The sequence below is a fragment of the Roseomonas elaeocarpi genome (assembly GCF_042433915.1).
In the GTDB taxonomy this organism is placed as follows: Bacteria; Pseudomonadota; Alphaproteobacteria; order Acetobacterales; family Acetobacteraceae; genus Roseomonas; species Roseomonas elaeocarpi.
Genome location: NZ_JBHLUN010000015.1, coordinates 217,231 through 235,015, shown reverse-complemented (window position 1 = coordinate 235,015; position 17,785 = coordinate 217,231). Strand labels below are relative to the sequence as shown.

The following is a 17,785-nucleotide window of genomic DNA, read 5'->3' as shown; positions in this document are numbered from 1 at the left end:
GGCGGGCCTAACCGCCGGGCGTCAGGAGGGGGCGGGCGGCGTGCCGGCCGCCGCGCCGGCCTCCGGCCTGGCCCCCTGGGCGGTCGATCCGGCGCGCTCGCGCGGGCGGCTCCACCCGGAAGGCGATGGCGGCGCGCGCTCGCCCTATCAGCGCGACCGCGACCGGATCATCCATTCCACCGCCTTCCGACGGCTGCAGTACAAGACGCAGGTCTTCATCTATCACGAGGGCGATGCCTTCCGGACACGGCTGACGCACTCGATCGAGGTGGCGCAGATCGCGCGTTCCATCGCCCGGCAGCTGCGCCTGGACGAGGACCTGGCGGAAGCGCTGGCGCTGGCGCACGACCTGGGCCACCCGCCCTTCGGCCATGCGGGCGAGGAAGCGCTGAGCGGGCTGATGCGCCCCTGGGGCGGCTTCGACCACAATGCCCAGAGCCTGAAGGCCGTCACCACGCTGGAGCACCGCTACAGCCGCTTCGACGGGCTGAACCTGACCTGGGAAACCCTGGAAGGCCTGGCCAAGCACAACGGGCCGCTGCGCAAGCCCGCCGCTTTTATCGCCGAGTACGACGCGATGCATCCGCTGGACCTCACGACCCATGCCAGCGCCGAGGCGCAGGCGGCGGCGATCGCGGACGACATCGCCTACAACAACCACGACCTCGACGACGGGCTGCGCGCCGGGGTCTTCACGCTCGACGAGGTGGCGCAGCTGCCGCTGATCGGCGAGGCGCTGGCGGCGGCGCGGGCGGAGGCGCCGGCCGACGTGTCGCGGGGGCGGCTGGCGGCGGAAACGATCCGCCGCGTGATCAACGCCATGGTGATCGACGTGGTGGCCGAGGCCCGCCGCCGGCTCGACATCCTCAAGCCGCGAAGCGCCGACGACATCCGCAATGCCGGCGGCCCGGTGGTGGTGTTTTCCGCCCGCATGACCGCGCTGAACGAGGAAACGCGAAGCTTCCTGCGGGAGCGCATGTACCGCCACTGGCGCGTCAACCGCACCGCGGGCAAGACCAAGCGCGCCTTGCAGGTGGTGTTCGCCCTGCTGCACGGTGGTCCGGACATGCTGCCGCCCGAATGGCGCGCCCGTGCCGGGGTGCCGGGCAGTGCCGCCACCGCGGCGGTGGTTTGCGACTACATCGCCGGCATGACCGACCGCTTCGCGCTCGAAGAGCATCGTCGCCTGACCGACCCGAACATTCCCGGCTAGAGAAACTTCAAATGTCCCAGGATATCTTCCAGCTTCTGCGCGCCGAGGTGGTGTCGCAGCTCCAGCAGATCCTGCCGGAGCTGCCGGCGGACAGCTTCGCCCGCGTCCTGGTGGAGCCGCCGCGCGACCCCTCGCACGGCGACATGGCGACCAACGCGGCGCTGGTGGTGGCCAAGCTCGCCAAGATGCCGCCGCCGAAGCTGGCGGCCGAGCTGGCGGGGCGCCTCGCGGCTTCGGAGCTGGTGGCGGAGGCGACACCGGCCGGCCCCGGCTTCGTGAACATCCGCCTGCCCGAGGCGGTGATCCGCGCCCAGGTGCCGGCGGTGCTGGCCGCTGGCGAGGGCTACGGCGACAGCACGCTGGGCGGCAAGCGCAAGATCGACGTGGAATACGTCTCCGCCAACCCCACCGGGCCGATGCATGTGGGCCATTGCCGGGGTGCCGTGGTAGGCGACGCGCTGGCGAACCTCCTGCTCAAGAGCGGCTACAACGTCACCAAGGAATACTACGTCAACGACGCGGGCGCGCAGGTGCAGGCGCTCGCCTGGGCGGCCTACTGGCGCTACCTGCAGGCGCTGGGCACCAAGCTTTCGGATGAGGAGTTCGAGGCGCTGGTGCCCGGCGGCCTCCAGTACCGGGGCGAGTACCTGATCCCGGTGGGCGAGGCGATCAAGGCGGCGCACGGCGACGCGCTGGCACCGGGAGCGCTGCCGGCCGACCCGGCGCTGTGGCTGGCCGAGGTGCGCCGCGTCACCATCGAGAGCATGATGGCCGCGATCCGCGAGGACCTGGCGCTGCTCGGCGTCGAGCAGGACGTGTTCGTGAGCGAGGCGGCGCTGGTGCAGGCGGGCGTGGCGGACCGCGCGATCGCCGACCTTGCCGCCAAGGGGCTGGTCTATGAAGGCGTGCTGGAGCCGCCCAAGGGCAAGACGCCGGACGATTGGGAGCCGCGGCCGCAGACGCTGTTCCGCTCCACCCAGTTCGGCGACGACGTGGACCGGCCGCTGCGCAAGTCGGACGGCTCCAACACCTACTTCGCCAACGACATCGGCAACCACGCCGACAAGATCGCGCGCGGCCATGTCGAGCTGGTACAGGTCTGGGGCGCCGACCACGGCGGCTACGTGTCGCGCATGAAGGCGGCCACCGCGGCGCTGTCGGACAGCGCCGTGCCGCTGGACGTGGTGCTGTGCCAGATCGTCAAGGTGATGAAGAACGGCGAGCCGGTGCGCATGAGCAAGCGCGCCGGCACCTTCGTGACGCTGCGCGACCTGCTCGACGAGGTCGGGCGCGACGCGGTGCGCTTCACCATGCTGACGCGCAAGGCCGACGCGCAGATGGAATTCGACCTGGACAAGGTGGTCGAGCAGTCGCGCGACAACCCGGTCTTCTACGTCCAGTACGCCCATGCCCGCTGCCGCTCGGTGCTGCGCGCCGCCGGCGAGCCGGGGGTGGAGACGCTGGCGGCCACCGCGCTCGATGCCCTGCGCGACCCGGCGGAGCTTGGGCTGATCCGGCGCATCATGAGCTGGCCGCGCACGGTGGAGCAGGCCGCCCAGGCGCGCGAGCCGCACCGGATCGCGTTCTACCTGGGTGACTTGGCGGCCGACTTTCACCTATTGTGGAACCGGGGTCGCGATGACACGACTCTGCGCTTCATCCGGGAGGATGACCCGGCCGCCACCGCCGCGAGGCTCGCCCTCGTGGCCGCGACGGCCACGGTGATCCGTTCGGGCCTGCGCGTCATGGGGGTGACGCCAGTCGAGGAGATGCGGTGAGCGAGCTTTCGGCGCCTTCCTATCGCGTTCAGCGTCCGTCCTCGGGGGGCGGGTTCCCGTGGCGTATGACGGTGGTGGCGGCGGCCATCCTTGGGGCCATGGGCGTGGGTGCCCTGGCGGTCTGGGGGCTGACGCGCGCCGTGAGCAGCGGCGTGCCCACGGTCGAGGCCGACACGCGGCCGCTGCGCGTCAAGCCGGAGGACCCGGGGGGACTGCGCGTCGCCAACCAGGGCGAGCGCATCTTCGAAACCCAGAACCAGCCGCAGAGGCGCGGGACCACCCCGGCGGCGCCCGCGCAACCGCAGGTGGCGCCGGAGTTCGAGCGCCCTGACCTGAACGGTTTGCGCCAGGCCACGGTGGCGGCACGCCAGGCGGCACAGGCGCAAGCCCAGATGCAGCCACAGCCGCCGCAGAGCCCGCCGGCGCAGCCGTCGCCCGAGGCGCCCGCCGCAGCGCCCCAGCCCGGAACGGCGCCCGCCGCGCCGCGTGAGGCGGCTCCGGCCGTCAGCGCCCCGCCGCCCGCCGAGGCACCCCGCCCCACTGCGGCCGCCGCCCGCCCGCCCGAACCCGCCTCGCGCGCGGCCGAGGGCAGTGCCGTGGTGCAGCTCGGCGCCCTGGGCAGCGAGGAAGCGGCGCGCGCCGAGTGGGCGCGGCTGAAGGGCCGCCTCGGCGACCTCCTGGCCGATCGCCGTCCGCAGGTGATCCGCTTCGAGCGGGAAGGGCAGCCCACCATGTGGCGGCTGCGCACCGGCGGCTTCCGGGATCACGACGCGGCGCGCGCCTTCTGCGAGGCCGCCAAGACCAAGGGCGCGCCCGCCTGCGCGGCCATCGGCGGATGAGCCGTCCGGGTCTGCCGCCGCGGGCCGCCATCCTGGGGATCGCCGGAACGGAGCTGACGCCCGAGGAGCGCGAGCTCTTCCGGCGCAGCCCGCCGCTGGGCGTCATCCTGTTCGGCCGCAACATCGACCATCCGGCGCAGCTGCGTCGGCTGACCGCCTCGCTGCGTGAGGTGCTGGGCGAGGACGCGCCGATCCTGGTGGACCAGGAAGGCGGCCGGGTGGCGCGGCTGCGGCCGCCGCACTGGCCGGCATTTCCGGCCGCCGGCAGCTTCGGGGACGATCCCGAGGCGGTGGAGCGGAACTACCGCGCGCTCGGCGCCACCTGCCGGGCGGAGGGCTTCGACGTGGTCTGCGCCCCAGTGCTGGACCTGCGGCAGCCCGGTGCGCACGACATCGTGGGTGACCGTGCCTTCGGGGATGATCCGGCAACGGTCGCGCGGCTCGGCGCCCGGGCCGCGGCGGGGTTGCGGGCGGCGGGCTGCGTGCCGGTGCTCAAGCACATGCCGGGACACGGGCGCGCCCTGGCGGACAGCCACCTGACGCTGCCGCGCGTCGCCGCCGGCATTGAGGCGCTGGAGGCCGATTTCGCGCCCTTCCGCGCCCTGTGTGCCGCGGATGGCGGGCAAGGGTTCTGGGGCATGACGGCGCATCTGCTCTACGCCGCGCTCGATGAGCAACGGCCAGCCACGCTGTCGCCGCGCGTGATCAACGGGGTAATCCGGGGTGAGATTGGCTTCCGGGGGCTGCTGCTGACCGACGACCTCGCGATGCGGGCGCTCTACGAGGATGGCGGCGATCCGGCCTCGCTGGCCGTGGCGGCGCTCGACGCCGGCTGCGACGTGGCGCTGCACTGCCCTGGCATCCCGGCCGAGAACGCCGCGGTGCTGTCGGCCTGCCCGCCGGTGAGCGAGCGGGCGCTGGAAGCACTCGCGGCCTCGCGGCAGCGCTTGCGTCCCGCCGTCGCGGCGGGTGCCTGAACGCCATGCCCGACTGGCTTCCCGAGTTCCTGGCCGCGGCAATCGCGGCGATCCTGGCGATCACCCTGCACGAGGCGGCGCACGGCTTCGCGGCGCTCTGGCTCGGCGACGACACGGCGAGGCGCGCCGGGCGGCTCAGCATCAATCCGCTGCGCCACGTCGATCTCGTCGGCACCATCCTGGTGCCCGGCTTCCTGGTGGTGTCGCAGCTGCTGACGATCGGCACGATCCAGGTGATGTTCGGCTGGGCCAAGCCGGTGCCGGTGGATATCCGGCGCCTCAACAACCCGCGCTTCGGCATGGTCGGGGTGGCGGCCGCCGGGCCGCTGGTGAACGTGTTGCTGGCCTTCGTGGCGGCTCTGTTCGGTCACGTGGCGGACGACCTCTCCATGCCGCCCGACCTGGCGCAGTGGGTGTACCGCTTCCTGTCGCTCCTGATCCTGAGCAACCTCGTGCTCGGCTTGTTCAACCTGATCCCGATCCCCCCGATGGACGGGGGGCGCATCCTGGGCGGGCTGCTGCCGCCGCGGGTGGGCATCCCCTTTCTCCGGCTTGAGCGGGCCGGGCTGCTGCTGGTGATGCTGGTTCTTTTCGTGCTGCCGCAGCTGGTGCCCGCCTGGGCGCCGATGGACTGGCTGTTGCGCTTCGCCGTGCAGCCCGCCTTCGGGATTATCATGCGCGCGGCCGGCTACGCATGAGCGCCGCCTCCGCGCCCGTCCTGGTGCCGCAGGCGCTGCCCCCTGCGGCATCGGCCTCCCCACCGTCGCCCAGCGCGCTGCTGCTCCGGCTGGACGGCTACGAGGGGCCGCTCGACCTGCTGCTGGAACTGGCGCGGGCCCAGAAGGTGGACCTCGCCACCATCGACATCCTGGCCCTGGTGGAACAGTTCCTCGCCGTGATTGAGGGCGCCCGCCGCGTCCGGCTGGAACTCGCGGCGGAGTGGCTGGTGATGGCCGCCTGGCTCGCCTGGCTGAAATCGCGGCTGCTGCTGCCCGATCCGGAGCCGGACGAGGATGCGGTGGCGGCCACCACCTCGCTCACCGACCGGTTGATGGAGCTGGAAGCGGTGCGCGCCGGCGCGGCTTGGCTGCGCGCCCGGCCGGGGCTAGGCACCGACGTTTTTGCCCGTGGCGCACCGGAAGCCCTGGTGGAGCGGCGGGACGGGGAGCTCGACGCCGCCCTGCCGGCGCTGCTGCATGCCTGGGCCACCGCGCTGCGCCGTGCCAATGCCCGTCGGCCCTACGTGCCCAAGGTCCGCCGCTTGTGGACGGTGGCCGAGGCCATGGTCCGGCTGCGGCAGCTGCTCGGCGAAATCGGGCCGGACTGGGGGGAGCTGCAGGGCTTCCTGCCGGCAGGCCCGGTGATCGACCCGGTGGAGCGCCGCGCCGCCCTGGCTTCCACGCTGATCGCCAGCCTGGAGCTGGCGCGCCACGGCGGGCTGGAACTGCGGCAGGAACACGGCTTCGGCCCGATCCATCTGCGCGCCACGCGGCTGGGCGGCGCAGGGGATGGAGAACAAGCCCATGGAAACTGATCGCGCGCTGCGCCTCGCCGAGGCCCTGCTCTTCGCCGCGGACCGGCCGGTGACGGTGGCGCAGCTGGCGCAGGCGCTCGGCAATGCCGGCACGGAGGCGGGCGCGGCCGGCGACCTGCTGGACATCGACCCGCGGGCGCTGCTGCAAACGCTGCGCGACCGCTATGCCGGGCGCGGCGTCGAGCTGCGCGAGGTCGCGGGCGGCTGGGCCTTCCGCACCGCGCCCGACCTCGCCCCCGCGCTGACGCGGGTGATCGAAACGCCCAAGCGCCTGCCGCGCTCGGCCATGGAGGCGCTGGCGGCGATCGCCTGGCGCCAGCCGGTCACGCGCGCCGAGATCGAGGAGCTTCGCGGCGCCTCGCTGGGGCAGAACACCCTCGAGGCGCTGCTCGAGGCCGGGCTGATCGCGCCGCGCGGGCGCAAGGAGTCGCCCGGCCGGCCGGTGCTTTGGGGCACCACGCCGCGCTTCCTGGAACAGTTCGGGCTGCGTTCGTTGGCGGAACTGCCCCGGCGCGAGGAACTGGTGGGGATGGACGCGGCGCCGCTCACCCGGGGCTGATCACCTGGGGCTGAGCGGCGTGGTCGCCGCACCCTTGCCTGATCGTACTGGCCGTCTCCCGCCGGGAGGGGCCCTTCCGGCCCGGGGGCCGGCGTCCTAGATGGAAGGGATGTCCGCGCATTGGCGGGCCGGGGCGTTCCTGCTAACGGGGATGGCCCCAAGGGCTTGGCCAGGGCCTCGGCTGGTTCCGGGTCCGATTTGCATGGGGGCTTGAGCGGAGAAGCATGTTCGACCTCGCCTGGTCCGAGATCGCCGTGATCGTCGTCGTCGCGGTGGTGGTCATCGGCCCCAAGGATCTCCCCGACACCATCCGCACCGTCGCCAAGGGCATCGGCAAGCTGCGCCGCATGGCCGGCGAGCTTCAGGGCCACCTCGACGAGGTGGTGCGCGAAGCGAAGCTGGAGGACGTGCGCGACCAGATCCGCGACATCCGCAACTTCGACCTCAAGGGCGAGATCCAGCGCACGGTCGATGCCGACGGTTCGCTGAAGAAGACCTTCGAGGAGAACCCGCTGCGCGACGACCCGTTCCGGGCGCAGCCGCCGACGCCCTCTGCCGATGTGGCGCCCGCCACCCCGGCGGTGCCGGTGGCCGAGGCGCCCGCCGCGGCGGGAACGGACGCGACCGCCGTGGCCGCTGACCCGGACCCGGCGCGCGTCGCCGCCAACCTGCCGACGGAAGCGGCGCAGCCGGCCAGGGGGCTCGATCCGCTCGCGCCCTCGGCCACCGTGCCGTCCACGCCCGTGCCTCCGGCCGCTTCGGTGGCCGCGGCACCGGCGCCGGTTGAACCGGTTTCCGCGCCAGCCACGACGGCGCCGGTTGTTCCCGAAGCGCCATCCGCGGCGGCCTGGTCGCTCCCGCCCCTGGCACCGGAGGAGGTGCAGACCGCCGCCCCGGCCGCGGGTACCGCGCCGGCGCCAGCCGCACCCCCCGCAAGTCCTCCCGCCGCCCCCGCTGGTACGGTTGCGCGCAACCCGGCCAGAGCGGCCGACGACATCCACACCGCCTGAACCATGGGTGGCGAAGCCCGCTTCCCCGCCCCTGATCCGGCCTTCCACCTGACCGCGCCCGCCGTGCCGCCGGCTTCCTCGCCGGCCGCGGCCGCGCCCTAGACACAAAGACCGACAGTGGCCCGCGACCCGGACGATACGATCGACGACAAGCCTATGCCGCTGATCGAGCACCTGCTCGAACTGCGCACCCGGCTGCTCTGGTCACTCGGCGCTTTCCTGATCGCCTTCGCGGTCTGCTACTACTTCTCGGTTCAGATCTACGGCTTCCTGGCGCGGCCGCTGGCCGACATCCTGCAGCACCAGGGTGGCGGTGAGCGGCGGATGATCTTCACCGCGCTCTACGAGGCCTTCTTCACCTACCTGAAGGTTGGCTTCTTCGGCGCGGTGTTCGTCAGCTTCCCCATGTGGGCGACGCAGCTGTGGCTGTTTATCGCGCCCGGCCTCTACAAGAGCGAGAAGCGCACGATTGCGCCTTTCCTGATCGCCTCGCCGATCCTGTTCGTGGCGGGCGCGGCGCTGGCCTACTACTTCATCTTCCCGCTGGCTTGGCGGTTCTTCATCTCCTTCGAGACGCCCACCGGCGCCGGCGGGCTGCCGGTGCAGCTCGAAGCCAAGGTGAGCGAGTACCTTTCGCTCGTGATGCACATGATCCTGGCCTTCGGCGTGGCCTTCCAGCTGCCGGTGGCGCTGACGCTGCTGACCAAGGTCGGTATCGTGTCGGTGGATCAGCTCCGGCGTGGCCGGCGCTACGCCGTGGTGGGCATGTTCATCGCGGCCGCCGTGCTGACGCCGCCCGACGTGATCAGCCAGGTCGGCCTCGCGGTGCCGCTGCTGGCCCTGTACGAGCTTTCGATCGTGGCGTCCGTCTGGATGAACCGCCCGGCCAAGCCCAAGCCGCCCGCTAAGGTCTGATTTCATGCACGACATCCGCGCCGTGCGCGCCGATCCCGCCAGCTTCGACGCCGCCATGGCCCGGCGTGGCCTCCAGCCCGTGGCGGACAGCATCCTCGCGATCGACACGGCTCGCCGCTCCGCCACCACGGCGGTCGAGGAAGCCCGCGCCGTTCGTAACAAGAAGAGCCGCGAGGTTGGGCAGCTCAAGGCCGCCGGGCAGCACGAGGAAGCGGAGCGGATGATCGCGACGCTTGCGGCGACCGACAAGATCGCCGGCGACGCGCTGGCTCGCACCGACGAGGCCCTGCGGAAGGCGCTGGCCGAACTGCCGAACCGCCTGGACGACGACGTTCCCGACGGGACCGACGAATCCGACAACGTGGTGCTGCGCCAGCACGGCGCCCAGCCGAACCTGCCCTTCACGCCCAAGCAGCACTTCGAGTTGGGCGAGGCGCTGGGGATGATGGACTTCGCCACGGCGGCCAAGCTGGCGGGGGCGCGCTTCACGGTGCTGCGCGGCCCGCTGGCGCGGCTGGAGCGTGCGCTCGGGCAGTGGATGCTCTCGGTTCACACGGACCGGCACGGGTACACCGAGACCACCGTGCCGCTGCTGGTGAACGACGAGACGATGTTCGGCACCGGGCAGCTGCCGAAGTTCGAGGAAGACCTGTTCCGCACCACCGACGGGCGCTGGCTGATCCCGACCGCCGAGGTGCCGCTGACCAACACCGTGGCGGGCGAGATCCTGCCCGAGGCGGCGCTCCCCGTGCGGCTCGCCTCGCTCAGCCCGAGCTTCCGCTCCGAGGCCGGCTCGGCCGGGCGGGACACGCGCGGGATGCTGCGGCAGCACCAGTTTCCCAAGGTGGAGATGGTCGCGATCACCCGGCCCGAGGACTCGGATGCCGAGCACGAGCGCATGACGGAATGCGCCGAGCACATCCTGACCGAGCTCGGGCTGGTGTGGCGGCGCGTGGTGCTATGCTCCGGCGATACCGGCTTCTCGGCCGCCAAGACCTTCGACCTGGAGGTCTGGCTGCCGGGGCAGGGGGCGTGGCGGGAGATTTCCTCCTGCTCCAACACCCGCGACTTCCAGGCGCGCCGTATGAACGCCCGCTATCGCCCGCGCGAGGAAGCCGGCGCGAAGAAGCCCGCCGCGCCGGCTTTCGTGCACACCCTCAACGGATCCGGCGTCGCGGTGGGTCGCGCCCTGATCGCGGTGATGGAGATGCACCAGGCGGAGGATGGCTCGATCACCGTGCCCGAGGTGCTGCGCCCCTGGATGGGTGGGATCACCCGCATCGCGGCGGGCTGACCTCGCGGACCGCGGCCCGTCCGTGCGGTGAGACATCTGGCCTGGGCGAGGCAGCTTCGGCCTTAGGCCGGAGCCGGATGTTCAAATCGCAGGAGGTCATCAGGCTGCCCGGCAGCCTTCACGCTGGCACATCACGGGCGTCGCCTCGCAGGCGCGCGGCCTTGCGCGGCGCTCCGGCAGCCCATAGGTTCCGCCGCATCCGGCGCTGCTCGCAGTGTCGGCGCCGTTCCGGCTCGGGGCGTGGCGCAGCCTGGTAGCGCGCCTGTTTTGGGTACAGGAGGTCGTGGGTTCGAGTCCCGCCGCCCCGATTCCGGAAGCACGCGCGCCGCGCGCAGCGAAGCCTTGCCACCGTTTCCACGCCCGCACGGACACCACGCCCCATGAGCAAGGCCCGCATCTTCAACCCGCCCAAGAGCGCGACGCAGTCCGGGCAGTCACGCAGCGACGGCTGGGTGCTGGAGCACGCGCCCAAGGTGCCCAAGCGCATCGATCCGCTGACCGGCTGGTGGGGCAGCACCGACATGAGCCGCGAGGTCAGCCTCCACTTCGAAACGCTGGAGGCCGCGGTCGCCTACGCCAAGGCCGAGGGACTCGACTACGAGGTCGAGGCGCGGCCGCAGGTGCCGGCGATCCAGCCCAAGTCCTATGCCGACAACTTCCGCACCGACCGGCGCCAGAACTGGACGCACTGAAGCGCCGGCTGCGAGCCGTGGGTTTGCTGCGGAAGGTGCAGTTGGCGGCCTGAGGCACGGTCGAGCACGGCGGTTTACCGGGCTGGCCGATCTGCGTTAAAGCTCCGGCGACGGGTCTTCAGCCCGGCCCCGGGCGTCCTTAGCTCAACTGGACAGAGCAACCGGCTTCTACCCGGTTGGTTGGGGGTTCGAGTCCCTCAGGGCGCGCCAGGTCGTTCTCCGCCTCATCGTCGGGAGCCCGGATTTGCCGGACAGCAGCTTGCCGCCCGGCGGCGTTTCCCGTGACGGCAATCGCGCTGGCAACGATCATCCAGGCAATCACCAGCCTGGCGACGATCCCGCGCGCAACAATCAGGCACCGATCCTGATCGGCTCCGAGATCTACCGTGGCTCGACCTATGGCGGAAAGCACCCCCTGGCGATCCCGCGCGTCTCCACCGCACTCGACCTTATCCGCGCCATGGGCTGGCTGGACGAGGCGCGCTATCGCGACAGCCCCCTCGCCACGCCGCAGCAACTCACCCGCTTCCACACCGCTGACTACGTCGCCGCCCTCGAGGCCGCGGAGCGCGACGGGGGCGTGAGCGACGCCGTGCGCGAGCGTCACCACCTGGGCGCCCACGGCAACCCGATCTACCGCGAGGTGTTCCGCCGCCCGGCCACCGGTGCGGGCGGCGCGATCCTGGCCGCCGCCCTGGTGCGCGACGGCGGCGTGGTGCACGTTCCCGGCGCCGGAACCCACCATGCCATGCCGGACCGGGCCAGCGGCTTCTGCTACCTCAACGACGTGGCGCTGGCGCTCTTCGCCCTGGTGGATGCGGGCCTCACGCGGGTCCTCTACGTTGATATCGACGCCCATCACGGCGACGGCGTGGAACATGCCTTCCGCGACGACCCGCGGGTCTTCACGCTTTCGGTGCACGAGGCCGGCCGTTGGCCCCGAACGGGCCTGCTCGACGACCGCGCCGGTGGGTATGCCCGGAACCTGCCGGTGCCCGAGGGCTTCAACGACACCGAGATGGATTGGGTGCTGCGGCACGCCATCCTGCCGGTCGCCCGGCACTTCCGGCCTGAGGCCGTGGTGCTGCAATGCGGCTCCGACGCCGTGGAAGAGGACCCGCTGGCGCGGCTTTCACTGAGCAACAACAGCCACTTCGCGGTGGTGGAGGCGCTGCGAGCGGTCTCGCCCCGCCTGATCGTCACGGGCGGCGGTGGCTATAATCCCTGGACGGTGGCGCGTTGCTGGGCTGGGGTCTGGGCCACGCTGAACAGGCTCCCGATCCCGCCGCGCATTCCACCCGCTGCCGAGGCGGTTCTGCGCGGGCTCGATTGGTTTCGTGCCGCCGGCCGGTCCCCGCCGGAGCACTGGTTCAGCACGATCCGCGATGCGCCTCGGCCGGGTCCCGTTCGGGCGGAGATCCGGCAGATCTGCGCGCGCACTTTGGATGACCTTCCACCAACCAGCTAAGTATTCTAAATAAGGGAACGTATCGTCAGGCAGAATTAAAGCTTCGGTAAGCATTGCCTGTACCTTTGCGACACACCTCACGGGTTTTCTCGCAAAGATTGCAGCTGCCGTAACCTTATCGCTCTACACAGCGTAACTGTAATGATACTGCTACCTCCCACCCCCGTGATGAATGATCCGGGCGGTCGTGTTCAGGGGAAGGTGCGTGTCGTCTCTCATCGATCGGATTGTTCCCAGCGAAACGAATCTCAGCCGACCCGAAACAGATGAGCTGCGACGTCTGGCCGACGTGGCCCGTGACCGCGGCGAGTGGGCGGAAGCAGCCCGCGGCTACGCCGACTACCTTCGTGTGCAGCCGGACGACGCGGCGATCTGGATCCAGCTTGGCCACGCGATGCTGCAGCAGAACCAGTTGAGCGACGCGCGGGACGCTTACCGCCATGCTTCACGGCTGCGGCCGGATGATGCCGACGCTCGTGTCCAGATGGGCCGTGCGCTTCGCCTGACCGGGGCGGAGGCACAGAGCATCCAGGAGTTCCGCCGCGCGCTTCAGCTTGCCCCCTCGAAAGACGCCTACCGGGAGCTTCTCGGCGTCGGAGAGTTGGAGCTTGCCAGGAGCCTGATGGCGCGGTGGGAGGAGGTTGGCTCGTCAGACACCGTGTACCTCGAAGTGAACGACTTATTCTGCTTCCTGCGAGTGCATCGGACGCTTACCGGCATACAGCGCGTTATGGTCAACATTCTTGAGCAGCTGCTGAGTCTGCCGAGTGACGATGGCGCGCGCTTCCGCTTCGTGACCGGCACTGCCGAGGAACCGCTACGCCTGGTCGACGGCGCGTCGCTGGACCGCCTCCTGCGCTACGCCTCGTCGGAGAAGGTGGACCAGGACCATCTTCGCGGTTTGATCGAGAAATGCGAGGCGGGCGCGCAGACGGCGAAGCCCCTGGCAGGCCAAACTTACCTAGCTCTGGGTGCATTCTGGGCAGTTCCCGATTTCCACCTGCGCTGTGCCTGGATGAAGGAGGCGGGTCTGCGGGTCGGCGTTTACCTGTACGACTTGATCCCGATTACGCACCGCGAGTTCTGCGAAGCTTCCCTATCTTGGTATTTCAGCTTGGCACTGGGCGACGCCCTGCTGAACTTCGACTTCGTGCTTGCAATTAGTGAGCATACGGCAGGGGAGGTCCGGACGCTTCTCGATCAGGTTGGCTTGTCCGCCATGCCGGTCAGGACGCTGCCGCTTGCCCACACGCTCAAGCCGCCGCAGCCAGGGGCGCCGCGCTGGTCACCGGCCATCCGCTTTCTTCGCGACACCCGCTTCGTGCTGTCGGTGTCCACGATCGAGGTGCGGAAGAACCACGCCTACCTGTTCCGCGCCTGGCGGGAAATGATCCAGGCCGGCGAGGACGTGCCGGATCTGGTGATCGTCGGCAGGCCCGGCTGGCGCGTGAACGACCTGATGGCGCAGTTCCGTGACACCGACTACCTCGACGGCCGCATCCATGTCCTGCACGGGCTGACGGATGACGATCTGGCAACGCTCTACCGCTCCTGCCTCTTCACCGCCTTCCCGTCCTTCACCGAGGGCTGGGGCCTGCCGGTGGGCGAGAGCCTTGCTTATGGCACCCCTTGCGTCGCGTCCCAGGTGGCTTCGATCCCGGAGGTTGGCGGCGATCTCATTCACTACATCGACCCTCATAACCTCCAGTCAGGGCTGGAAACGATCCGTCGCCTGGTGAGTGAGCCCGAGCACCTCGAGGAAAGCCGCAGGAAGATCGCGCAGAGGTTTCGACCCAGGACCTGGGAGGCGGTCACCACAGAGCTGTTGTCACTGCTGGATGAGCTGACGGGCGACGACTCCACGGTGAACCCGCCCCGCGTTCCTGAACTGATAAGCGCCGAAGTGTTCGAGCCGTCCGAGCTCAGGGCCGGACAGCCACCGCGACGGGACTACCTGCAGCGCCCGCTGCGCGCGATCATGGCGGCGCGCTGGTACGACGCGGAGAACTTCGGCGCCTGGATGCACGGCGAAGAAGGCCGGCTGCGCTTCCGAGCGAGTGGCGTGGGGCGCAAGCCCGTGATCGTCTACCTGCAGATGACCGGGGCGCCGCATGTTGAGGAGCATCATCTGACGGTCTCCGCCTGGGAGCACTCGCACCGGCGCGCGACGGCGAAGGTGGACAATCCCCGCCTGCGCAAGGTGAGGCTCCACCCCAACGCACCGGTCACGATCCGCATTCTGGCCGAGCCAGGGCCGGATGATGTGGTGGACCTGCGGCTGCAGATCGACCGCGAGGTGGGACATTTCCAGCAGGATCCCCGCCGGATGATCGTCGGGCTGATGCGCCTGGGCTGGGCCAGGGCCGACGACGCGGTGGCGCGGCAGGAGGTTACCGAGCGCTTCCTCCTTGATCCCTTGCGGTCCTGACGGGAGCGCGTTGGTTGCCGCCGTCCTTATCCGCCGGGGGTTCCGTGTCCGCGGAAACCCCGATCGCCGTCATGTCCTTCAACCGGCCACAGCTGCTGCGACCGGTGCTCGAAAGCCTGCTGCAGCAGGTGCCGCCACTCGATCCCGTTCGGCTGCACCTGTTCCAGGACGGCGCCTTGCCCACGGCTGACGGAGCGACGGCCGAGGACGCGCCGGTTTCGGAATGCGTGAGCGTCTTCCGGGAACTGGTGCCTGCGGGCACGGTTCACCTGGCCGAGCGGAACCTCGGCGTCGCGTTCAACTTCGATCGGGCCGAGCGATACCTGTTCCAGGACCTCGACTCCGACCTGGGCTACTTCTTCGAGGACGACATGGTGGTGTCGCCCCACTACCTCGCAGCCCTCGACCAGTTGGCAGCCTATGCGCTTACGGAGGAGCGCGTCGGCTATGTCGCGGCCTATGGCAATCATCACGCCACGTTGGAACAGCAGCGGGCCTGGCGTGGCAGGGTGGAGCGGATGCACCACCATTGGGGCTTCGCGCTGCCCCGGCGTCAATGGCTGCGTCAGCGGCCGGTGGTGGACGGGTACCTTCGGCTGATCGCGGATGTTCCTTACCGTTCCCGACCCCATAAGCAGATTAGGGAGTATTACCGGGAACTGGGGATGCCTTTCGCGGTCACCTCACAGGACGGCGCCAAGCAGTTCGCGGGCATGCTGCTCGGCACGGCGCGTATCATGTGCTCTGCCGTCTACGGGCACTATGTTGGTAAGCAGGGCCTCCACTACACTCCGGAGATCTACGATCAGCACGGCTTTGGTGGGACGGTGATATGCCCCGACCCGCCAGCAGTGTTCGACTTTCCCGATGATGAGGCCCTCGCACGTCTCATCGAAGAGGATCGGCAGGAAGCCGCTAAATTCTACGCCACAGTTGTCGGAAAGCCGGTGCCAGTGAATGCCGTGCCGGCAAGTGGTAAACCTGCATCCTTGCTGCCAGATGATGTGATCTCCGCCTTGTACCGAGGTATCCTTGGCCGCGAGCCAGATCCGAATGAGCTGCGCAGTCATTCCGACTCACTGAGTAGCGGCAGGCTTTGGTTGGATCAGATCGTTCGCTCCATGATCGATGGGTCCGAGTTCCGGAAGCGTTGGGCTGAGGCAACAACGGGCAGTGAGAAGCCCGCCAGCCTCGTACCCCACATGCAACCCGTCGAGCTTGCACTATTCCGGCGGGAACTCGGCCGGCCCTGGCGAAACTATCTCGAGTTCGGCATCGGCGGCTCCACCGTGGAGGCGGCGCGCCTGGGACGGGGCGACATCGTCTCGATCGACACCGACGCGAGTTGGATCGAGCGCGTCGCGAAGGACGGCGATGTCGCGGCCGCGCTGGCGGCCGGACGGCTGCGGATGCTCCATGCCGATATCGGTAAGGTCGGCAACTGGGGCCTGCCGTTGAACCCGAACGACCGGGCAGCCCTGGGGAACTACCTTGCCACCATCCTGCCCGTGCTGGAGGGCGCGCAGCCCTTTCCCGACCTGATCCTTGTGGACGGACGCTTCCGGGTGGCGTCCTGCCTCGCAGTGGCGCTGTGCTGGAACGGCAGCGGCCCGCCGCCGCGTGTCATGATGCATGACATGGGGGCGGAGCGTCCGCACTACGCCCCCATCCTGGACCATTTCGAAGTCCGGGACTGTGCCGAGTCGCTGGTGGTGCTGGAACCGCGGCTGCCGAAATCCGCCAGCCTCCTGTCCGCCCTCCTGCAGCATCAGTTCGATCCGCTCTAGCGGAACGAGGTTTGCCGGTGCGGCCAAGAGGAAATGGCAGCCGGAAAGGTCGACTGGGCGAGCCGGGGAGCGACGCTCCCCGGTCCGGCATCCTCAGTCCTCCGGCAGCAGCACCGACACCGCGGCCTGGGCGGCGATGCCCTCGCCACGGCCGGTGAAGCCCAGGCGCTCCGAGGTGGTGGCCTTCACCGACACGCGTCCGAGCGGGATGCCCATCAGCTCCGCCAGCCGGGCGCGCATAGCCGGTGCGTACGGGGTGATCTTGGGGCGCTCGCAGATCAGGGTGACGTCGGCATTGGCGATGATGCCGCCACGCTCCGCCACGCGGGCGGCGGCGTGGCGCAGAAAACGGGCGCTGTCGGCGTCCTTCCACTGGTTTTCGGAGGGCGGGAAATGCCGGCCGATATCGCCGTCGGCCATGGCGCCGTAGATCGCGTCGCACAGGGCGTGGATGCCCACGTCGGCGTCGGAATGCCCGTCGAGGCCGAGCTCGTGCTCGATCGTGACGCCGCACAGGATCATGGGCCGGCCTTCCACCAGCCGGTGCACGTCGTAGCCGGAGCCGCTGCGGGGCAGCAGCGTGGCACGGCGGAGCTGTTCCAGCCGCGCGAGATCCTGGGGAATGGTCACCTTCACGTTCTCCTCGGCGCCGGGAATGATCGCGACCCGCTCGCCTGCCGCTTCCAGCAGCGAGGCGTCGTCGGTGGCCCCGAGGTGGCCGGCGCGGTGCGCCGCCAGCAGCACGGGAAAGCGGAAGGCCTGTGGCGTCTGGGCGCGGTAAAGGCCGTCGCGCGGCACCGTCGCCTCGATGGCGTCGCCGGCGCACCGCTTGAGGGTATCAGTGACGGCGAGAGCCGGGATGGCGCCAGGGGCGCTGTCCAGCGCCGCGATCAGGGCGGCGACGGTGCCGCGCGGCACCACCGGGCGGGCAGCGTCGTGCACCAGCACCAGCCCGGGCGTGTCGGACCTGGCCAGGGCTTCCAGCCCGCGGCGCACGCTGTCCTGGCGGGTATCGCCACCGGCCACCGGCGGGCGGGCGGGCAGGCCAGACAGGATCGCCGCCACGCGCGCCGCGTGCTCCGGGGCGCAAACGGGCTGCAACTCGTCGACCAGCCCTTCCTGCAGCAGCGCCTCGGCCGCGTGCCGAAGCAGCGGCCTGCCGCCGAGGGTGAGAAACTGCTTGGGCTCCGCTGCGCCGAAGCGCTGGCCGCTGCCGGCGGCCAGGAGCAGCGCCGTGACGCGCATCCTGTTGGTCCTCGTCGGGTGATGTTTGGAACCCCATCCTTTAGGA

General features: G+C 70.3%; 15 protein-coding genes and 2 tRNA genes. 16 read left to right on the top strand and 1 reads right to left on the bottom strand.

All coding sequences use genetic code 11. The features are described 5' to 3' along the window. Positions 1-40 precede the first annotated feature (40 nt). The 16 genes from ACFFGY_RS20205 to ACFFGY_RS20130 all read left to right on the top strand — a co-directional run bounded on the left by ACFFGY_RS20205 (position 41) and on the right by ACFFGY_RS20130 (position 16,494). On the top strand, positions 41-1,213 hold the full coding sequence (locus ACFFGY_RS20205; RefSeq protein WP_377046326.1) for a deoxyguanosinetriphosphate triphosphohydrolase: 1,173 nt from the start codon (positions 41-43) through the stop codon (positions 1,211-1,213). Positions 1,214-1,224: 11 nt separating this feature from the next. Further along, positions 1,225-2,991, top strand: coding sequence for an arginine--tRNA ligase (argS, locus tag ACFFGY_RS20200; protein WP_377046325.1), 1,767 nt, complete (start codon positions 1,225-1,227; stop codon positions 2,989-2,991). Beyond that, a complete protein-coding gene (locus ACFFGY_RS20195) occupies positions 2,988-3,830 on the top strand; it encodes an SPOR domain-containing protein (protein WP_377046324.1) in 843 nt (280 codons plus the stop codon). Before argS ends, ACFFGY_RS20195 begins: the two co-directional genes overlap by 4 nt. Further along, on the top strand, positions 3,827-4,807 hold the full coding sequence (gene nagZ / locus ACFFGY_RS20190) for a beta-N-acetylhexosaminidase (protein WP_377046323.1): 981 nt from the start codon (positions 3,827-3,829) through the stop codon (positions 4,805-4,807). Before ACFFGY_RS20195 ends, nagZ begins: the two co-directional genes overlap by 4 nt. Positions 4,808-4,812: 5 nt before the next feature. Further along, positions 4,813-5,505, top strand: a complete 693-nt coding sequence (locus ACFFGY_RS20185) for a site-2 protease family protein (protein ID WP_377046322.1) — start codon at positions 4,813-4,815, stop codon at positions 5,503-5,505. Continuing rightward, positions 5,502-6,341 carry a segregation and condensation protein A gene (locus ACFFGY_RS20180; protein WP_377046321.1) on the top strand — a complete coding sequence of 280 codons (840 nt, stop codon included), beginning with the start codon at positions 5,502-5,504 and terminating at the stop codon, positions 6,339-6,341. Before ACFFGY_RS20185 ends, ACFFGY_RS20180 begins: the two co-directional genes overlap by 4 nt. Next, positions 6,331-6,900 carry an SMC-Scp complex subunit ScpB gene (gene scpB, locus ACFFGY_RS20175; RefSeq protein ID WP_377046320.1) on the top strand — a complete coding sequence of 190 codons (570 nt, stop codon included), beginning with the start codon at positions 6,331-6,333 and terminating at the stop codon, positions 6,898-6,900. Before ACFFGY_RS20180 ends, scpB begins: the two co-directional genes overlap by 11 nt. Positions 6,901-7,124: 224 nt before the next feature. Next, positions 7,125-7,910, top strand: coding sequence for a Sec-independent protein translocase protein TatB (tatB, locus tag ACFFGY_RS20170; RefSeq protein ID WP_377046319.1), 786 nt, complete (start codon positions 7,125-7,127; stop codon positions 7,908-7,910). A gap of 117 nt (positions 7,911-8,027) precedes the next feature. Continuing rightward, complete coding sequence (gene tatC, locus ACFFGY_RS20165; RefSeq protein ID WP_377046318.1) at positions 8,028-8,825, top strand: twin-arginine translocase subunit TatC; 798 nt, start codon at positions 8,028-8,030, stop codon at positions 8,823-8,825. Between the two features lie 4 nt (positions 8,826-8,829). Further along, on the top strand, positions 8,830-10,119 hold the full coding sequence (serS, locus tag ACFFGY_RS20160) for a serine--tRNA ligase (RefSeq protein ID WP_377046317.1): 1,290 nt from the start codon (positions 8,830-8,832) through the stop codon (positions 10,117-10,119). 234 nt (positions 10,120-10,353) lie between these two features. Next, positions 10,354-10,427 (top strand) — tRNA-Pro (locus ACFFGY_RS20155). Between the two features lie 72 nt (positions 10,428-10,499). Continuing rightward, positions 10,500-10,811 carry an ETC complex I subunit gene (locus ACFFGY_RS20150; RefSeq protein WP_377046316.1) on the top strand — a complete coding sequence of 104 codons (312 nt, stop codon included), beginning with the start codon at positions 10,500-10,502 and terminating at the stop codon, positions 10,809-10,811. Between the two features lie 133 nt (positions 10,812-10,944). Further along, positions 10,945-11,021 (top strand) — tRNA-Arg (locus ACFFGY_RS20145). 34 nt (positions 11,022-11,055) lie between these two features. After that, positions 11,056-12,279 (top strand): acetoin utilization protein AcuC, encoded by a 1,224-nt coding sequence (locus ACFFGY_RS20140; RefSeq protein WP_377046315.1) that lies wholly within the window; start codon positions 11,056-11,058, stop codon positions 12,277-12,279. Between the two features lie 205 nt (positions 12,280-12,484). After that, a complete protein-coding gene (locus ACFFGY_RS20135) occupies positions 12,485-14,707 on the top strand; it encodes a glycosyltransferase family 4 protein (RefSeq protein WP_377046314.1) in 2,223 nt (740 codons plus the stop codon). A 71-nt stretch (positions 14,708-14,778) separates the two neighbouring features. Then, on the top strand, positions 14,779-16,494 hold the full coding sequence (locus ACFFGY_RS20130; protein ID WP_377046313.1) for a hypothetical protein: 1,716 nt from the start codon (positions 14,779-14,781) through the stop codon (positions 16,492-16,494). Between the two features lie 93 nt (positions 16,495-16,587). On the opposite strand, the gene ACFFGY_RS20125 is transcribed toward ACFFGY_RS20130, so the two are convergent. Then, positions 16,588-17,739 (bottom strand): bifunctional 2-C-methyl-D-erythritol 4-phosphate cytidylyltransferase/2-C-methyl-D-erythritol 2,4-cyclodiphosphate synthase, encoded by a 1,152-nt coding sequence (locus tag ACFFGY_RS20125; protein ID WP_377046312.1) that lies wholly within the window; start codon positions 17,737-17,739, stop codon positions 16,588-16,590. Positions 17,740-17,785: the final 46 nt, after the last annotated feature.

Excerpts from the sequence above, each read along its gene's own strand:
- argS (WP_377046325.1), top strand. The coding sequence starts at position 1,225 with ATGTCCCAGGATATCTTCCAGCTTCTGCGCGCCGAGGTGGTGTCGCAG.
- nagZ (WP_377046323.1), top strand. The coding sequence starts at position 3,827 with ATGAGCCGTCCGGGTCTGCCGCCGCGGGCCGCCATCCTGGGGATCGCC.
- ACFFGY_RS20185 (WP_377046322.1), top strand. The coding sequence starts at position 4,813 with ATGCCCGACTGGCTTCCCGAGTTCCTGGCCGCGGCAATCGCGGCGATC.
- ACFFGY_RS20180 (WP_377046321.1), top strand. The coding sequence starts at position 5,502 with ATGAGCGCCGCCTCCGCGCCCGTCCTGGTGCCGCAGGCGCTGCCCCCT.
- scpB (WP_377046320.1), top strand. The coding sequence starts at position 6,331 with ATGGAAACTGATCGCGCGCTGCGCCTCGCCGAGGCCCTGCTCTTCGCC.
- tatB (WP_377046319.1), top strand. The coding sequence starts at position 7,125 with ATGTTCGACCTCGCCTGGTCCGAGATCGCCGTGATCGTCGTCGTCGCG.
- serS (WP_377046317.1), top strand. The coding sequence starts at position 8,830 with ATGCACGACATCCGCGCCGTGCGCGCCGATCCCGCCAGCTTCGACGCC.
- ACFFGY_RS20150 (WP_377046316.1), top strand. The coding sequence starts at position 10,500 with ATGAGCAAGGCCCGCATCTTCAACCCGCCCAAGAGCGCGACGCAGTCC.
- ACFFGY_RS20130 (WP_377046313.1), top strand. The coding sequence starts at position 14,779 with ATGTCCTTCAACCGGCCACAGCTGCTGCGACCGGTGCTCGAAAGCCTG.
- ACFFGY_RS20125 (WP_377046312.1), bottom strand. The coding sequence starts at position 17,739 with ATGCGCGTCACGGCGCTGCTCCTGGCCGCCGGCAGCGGCCAGCGCTTC.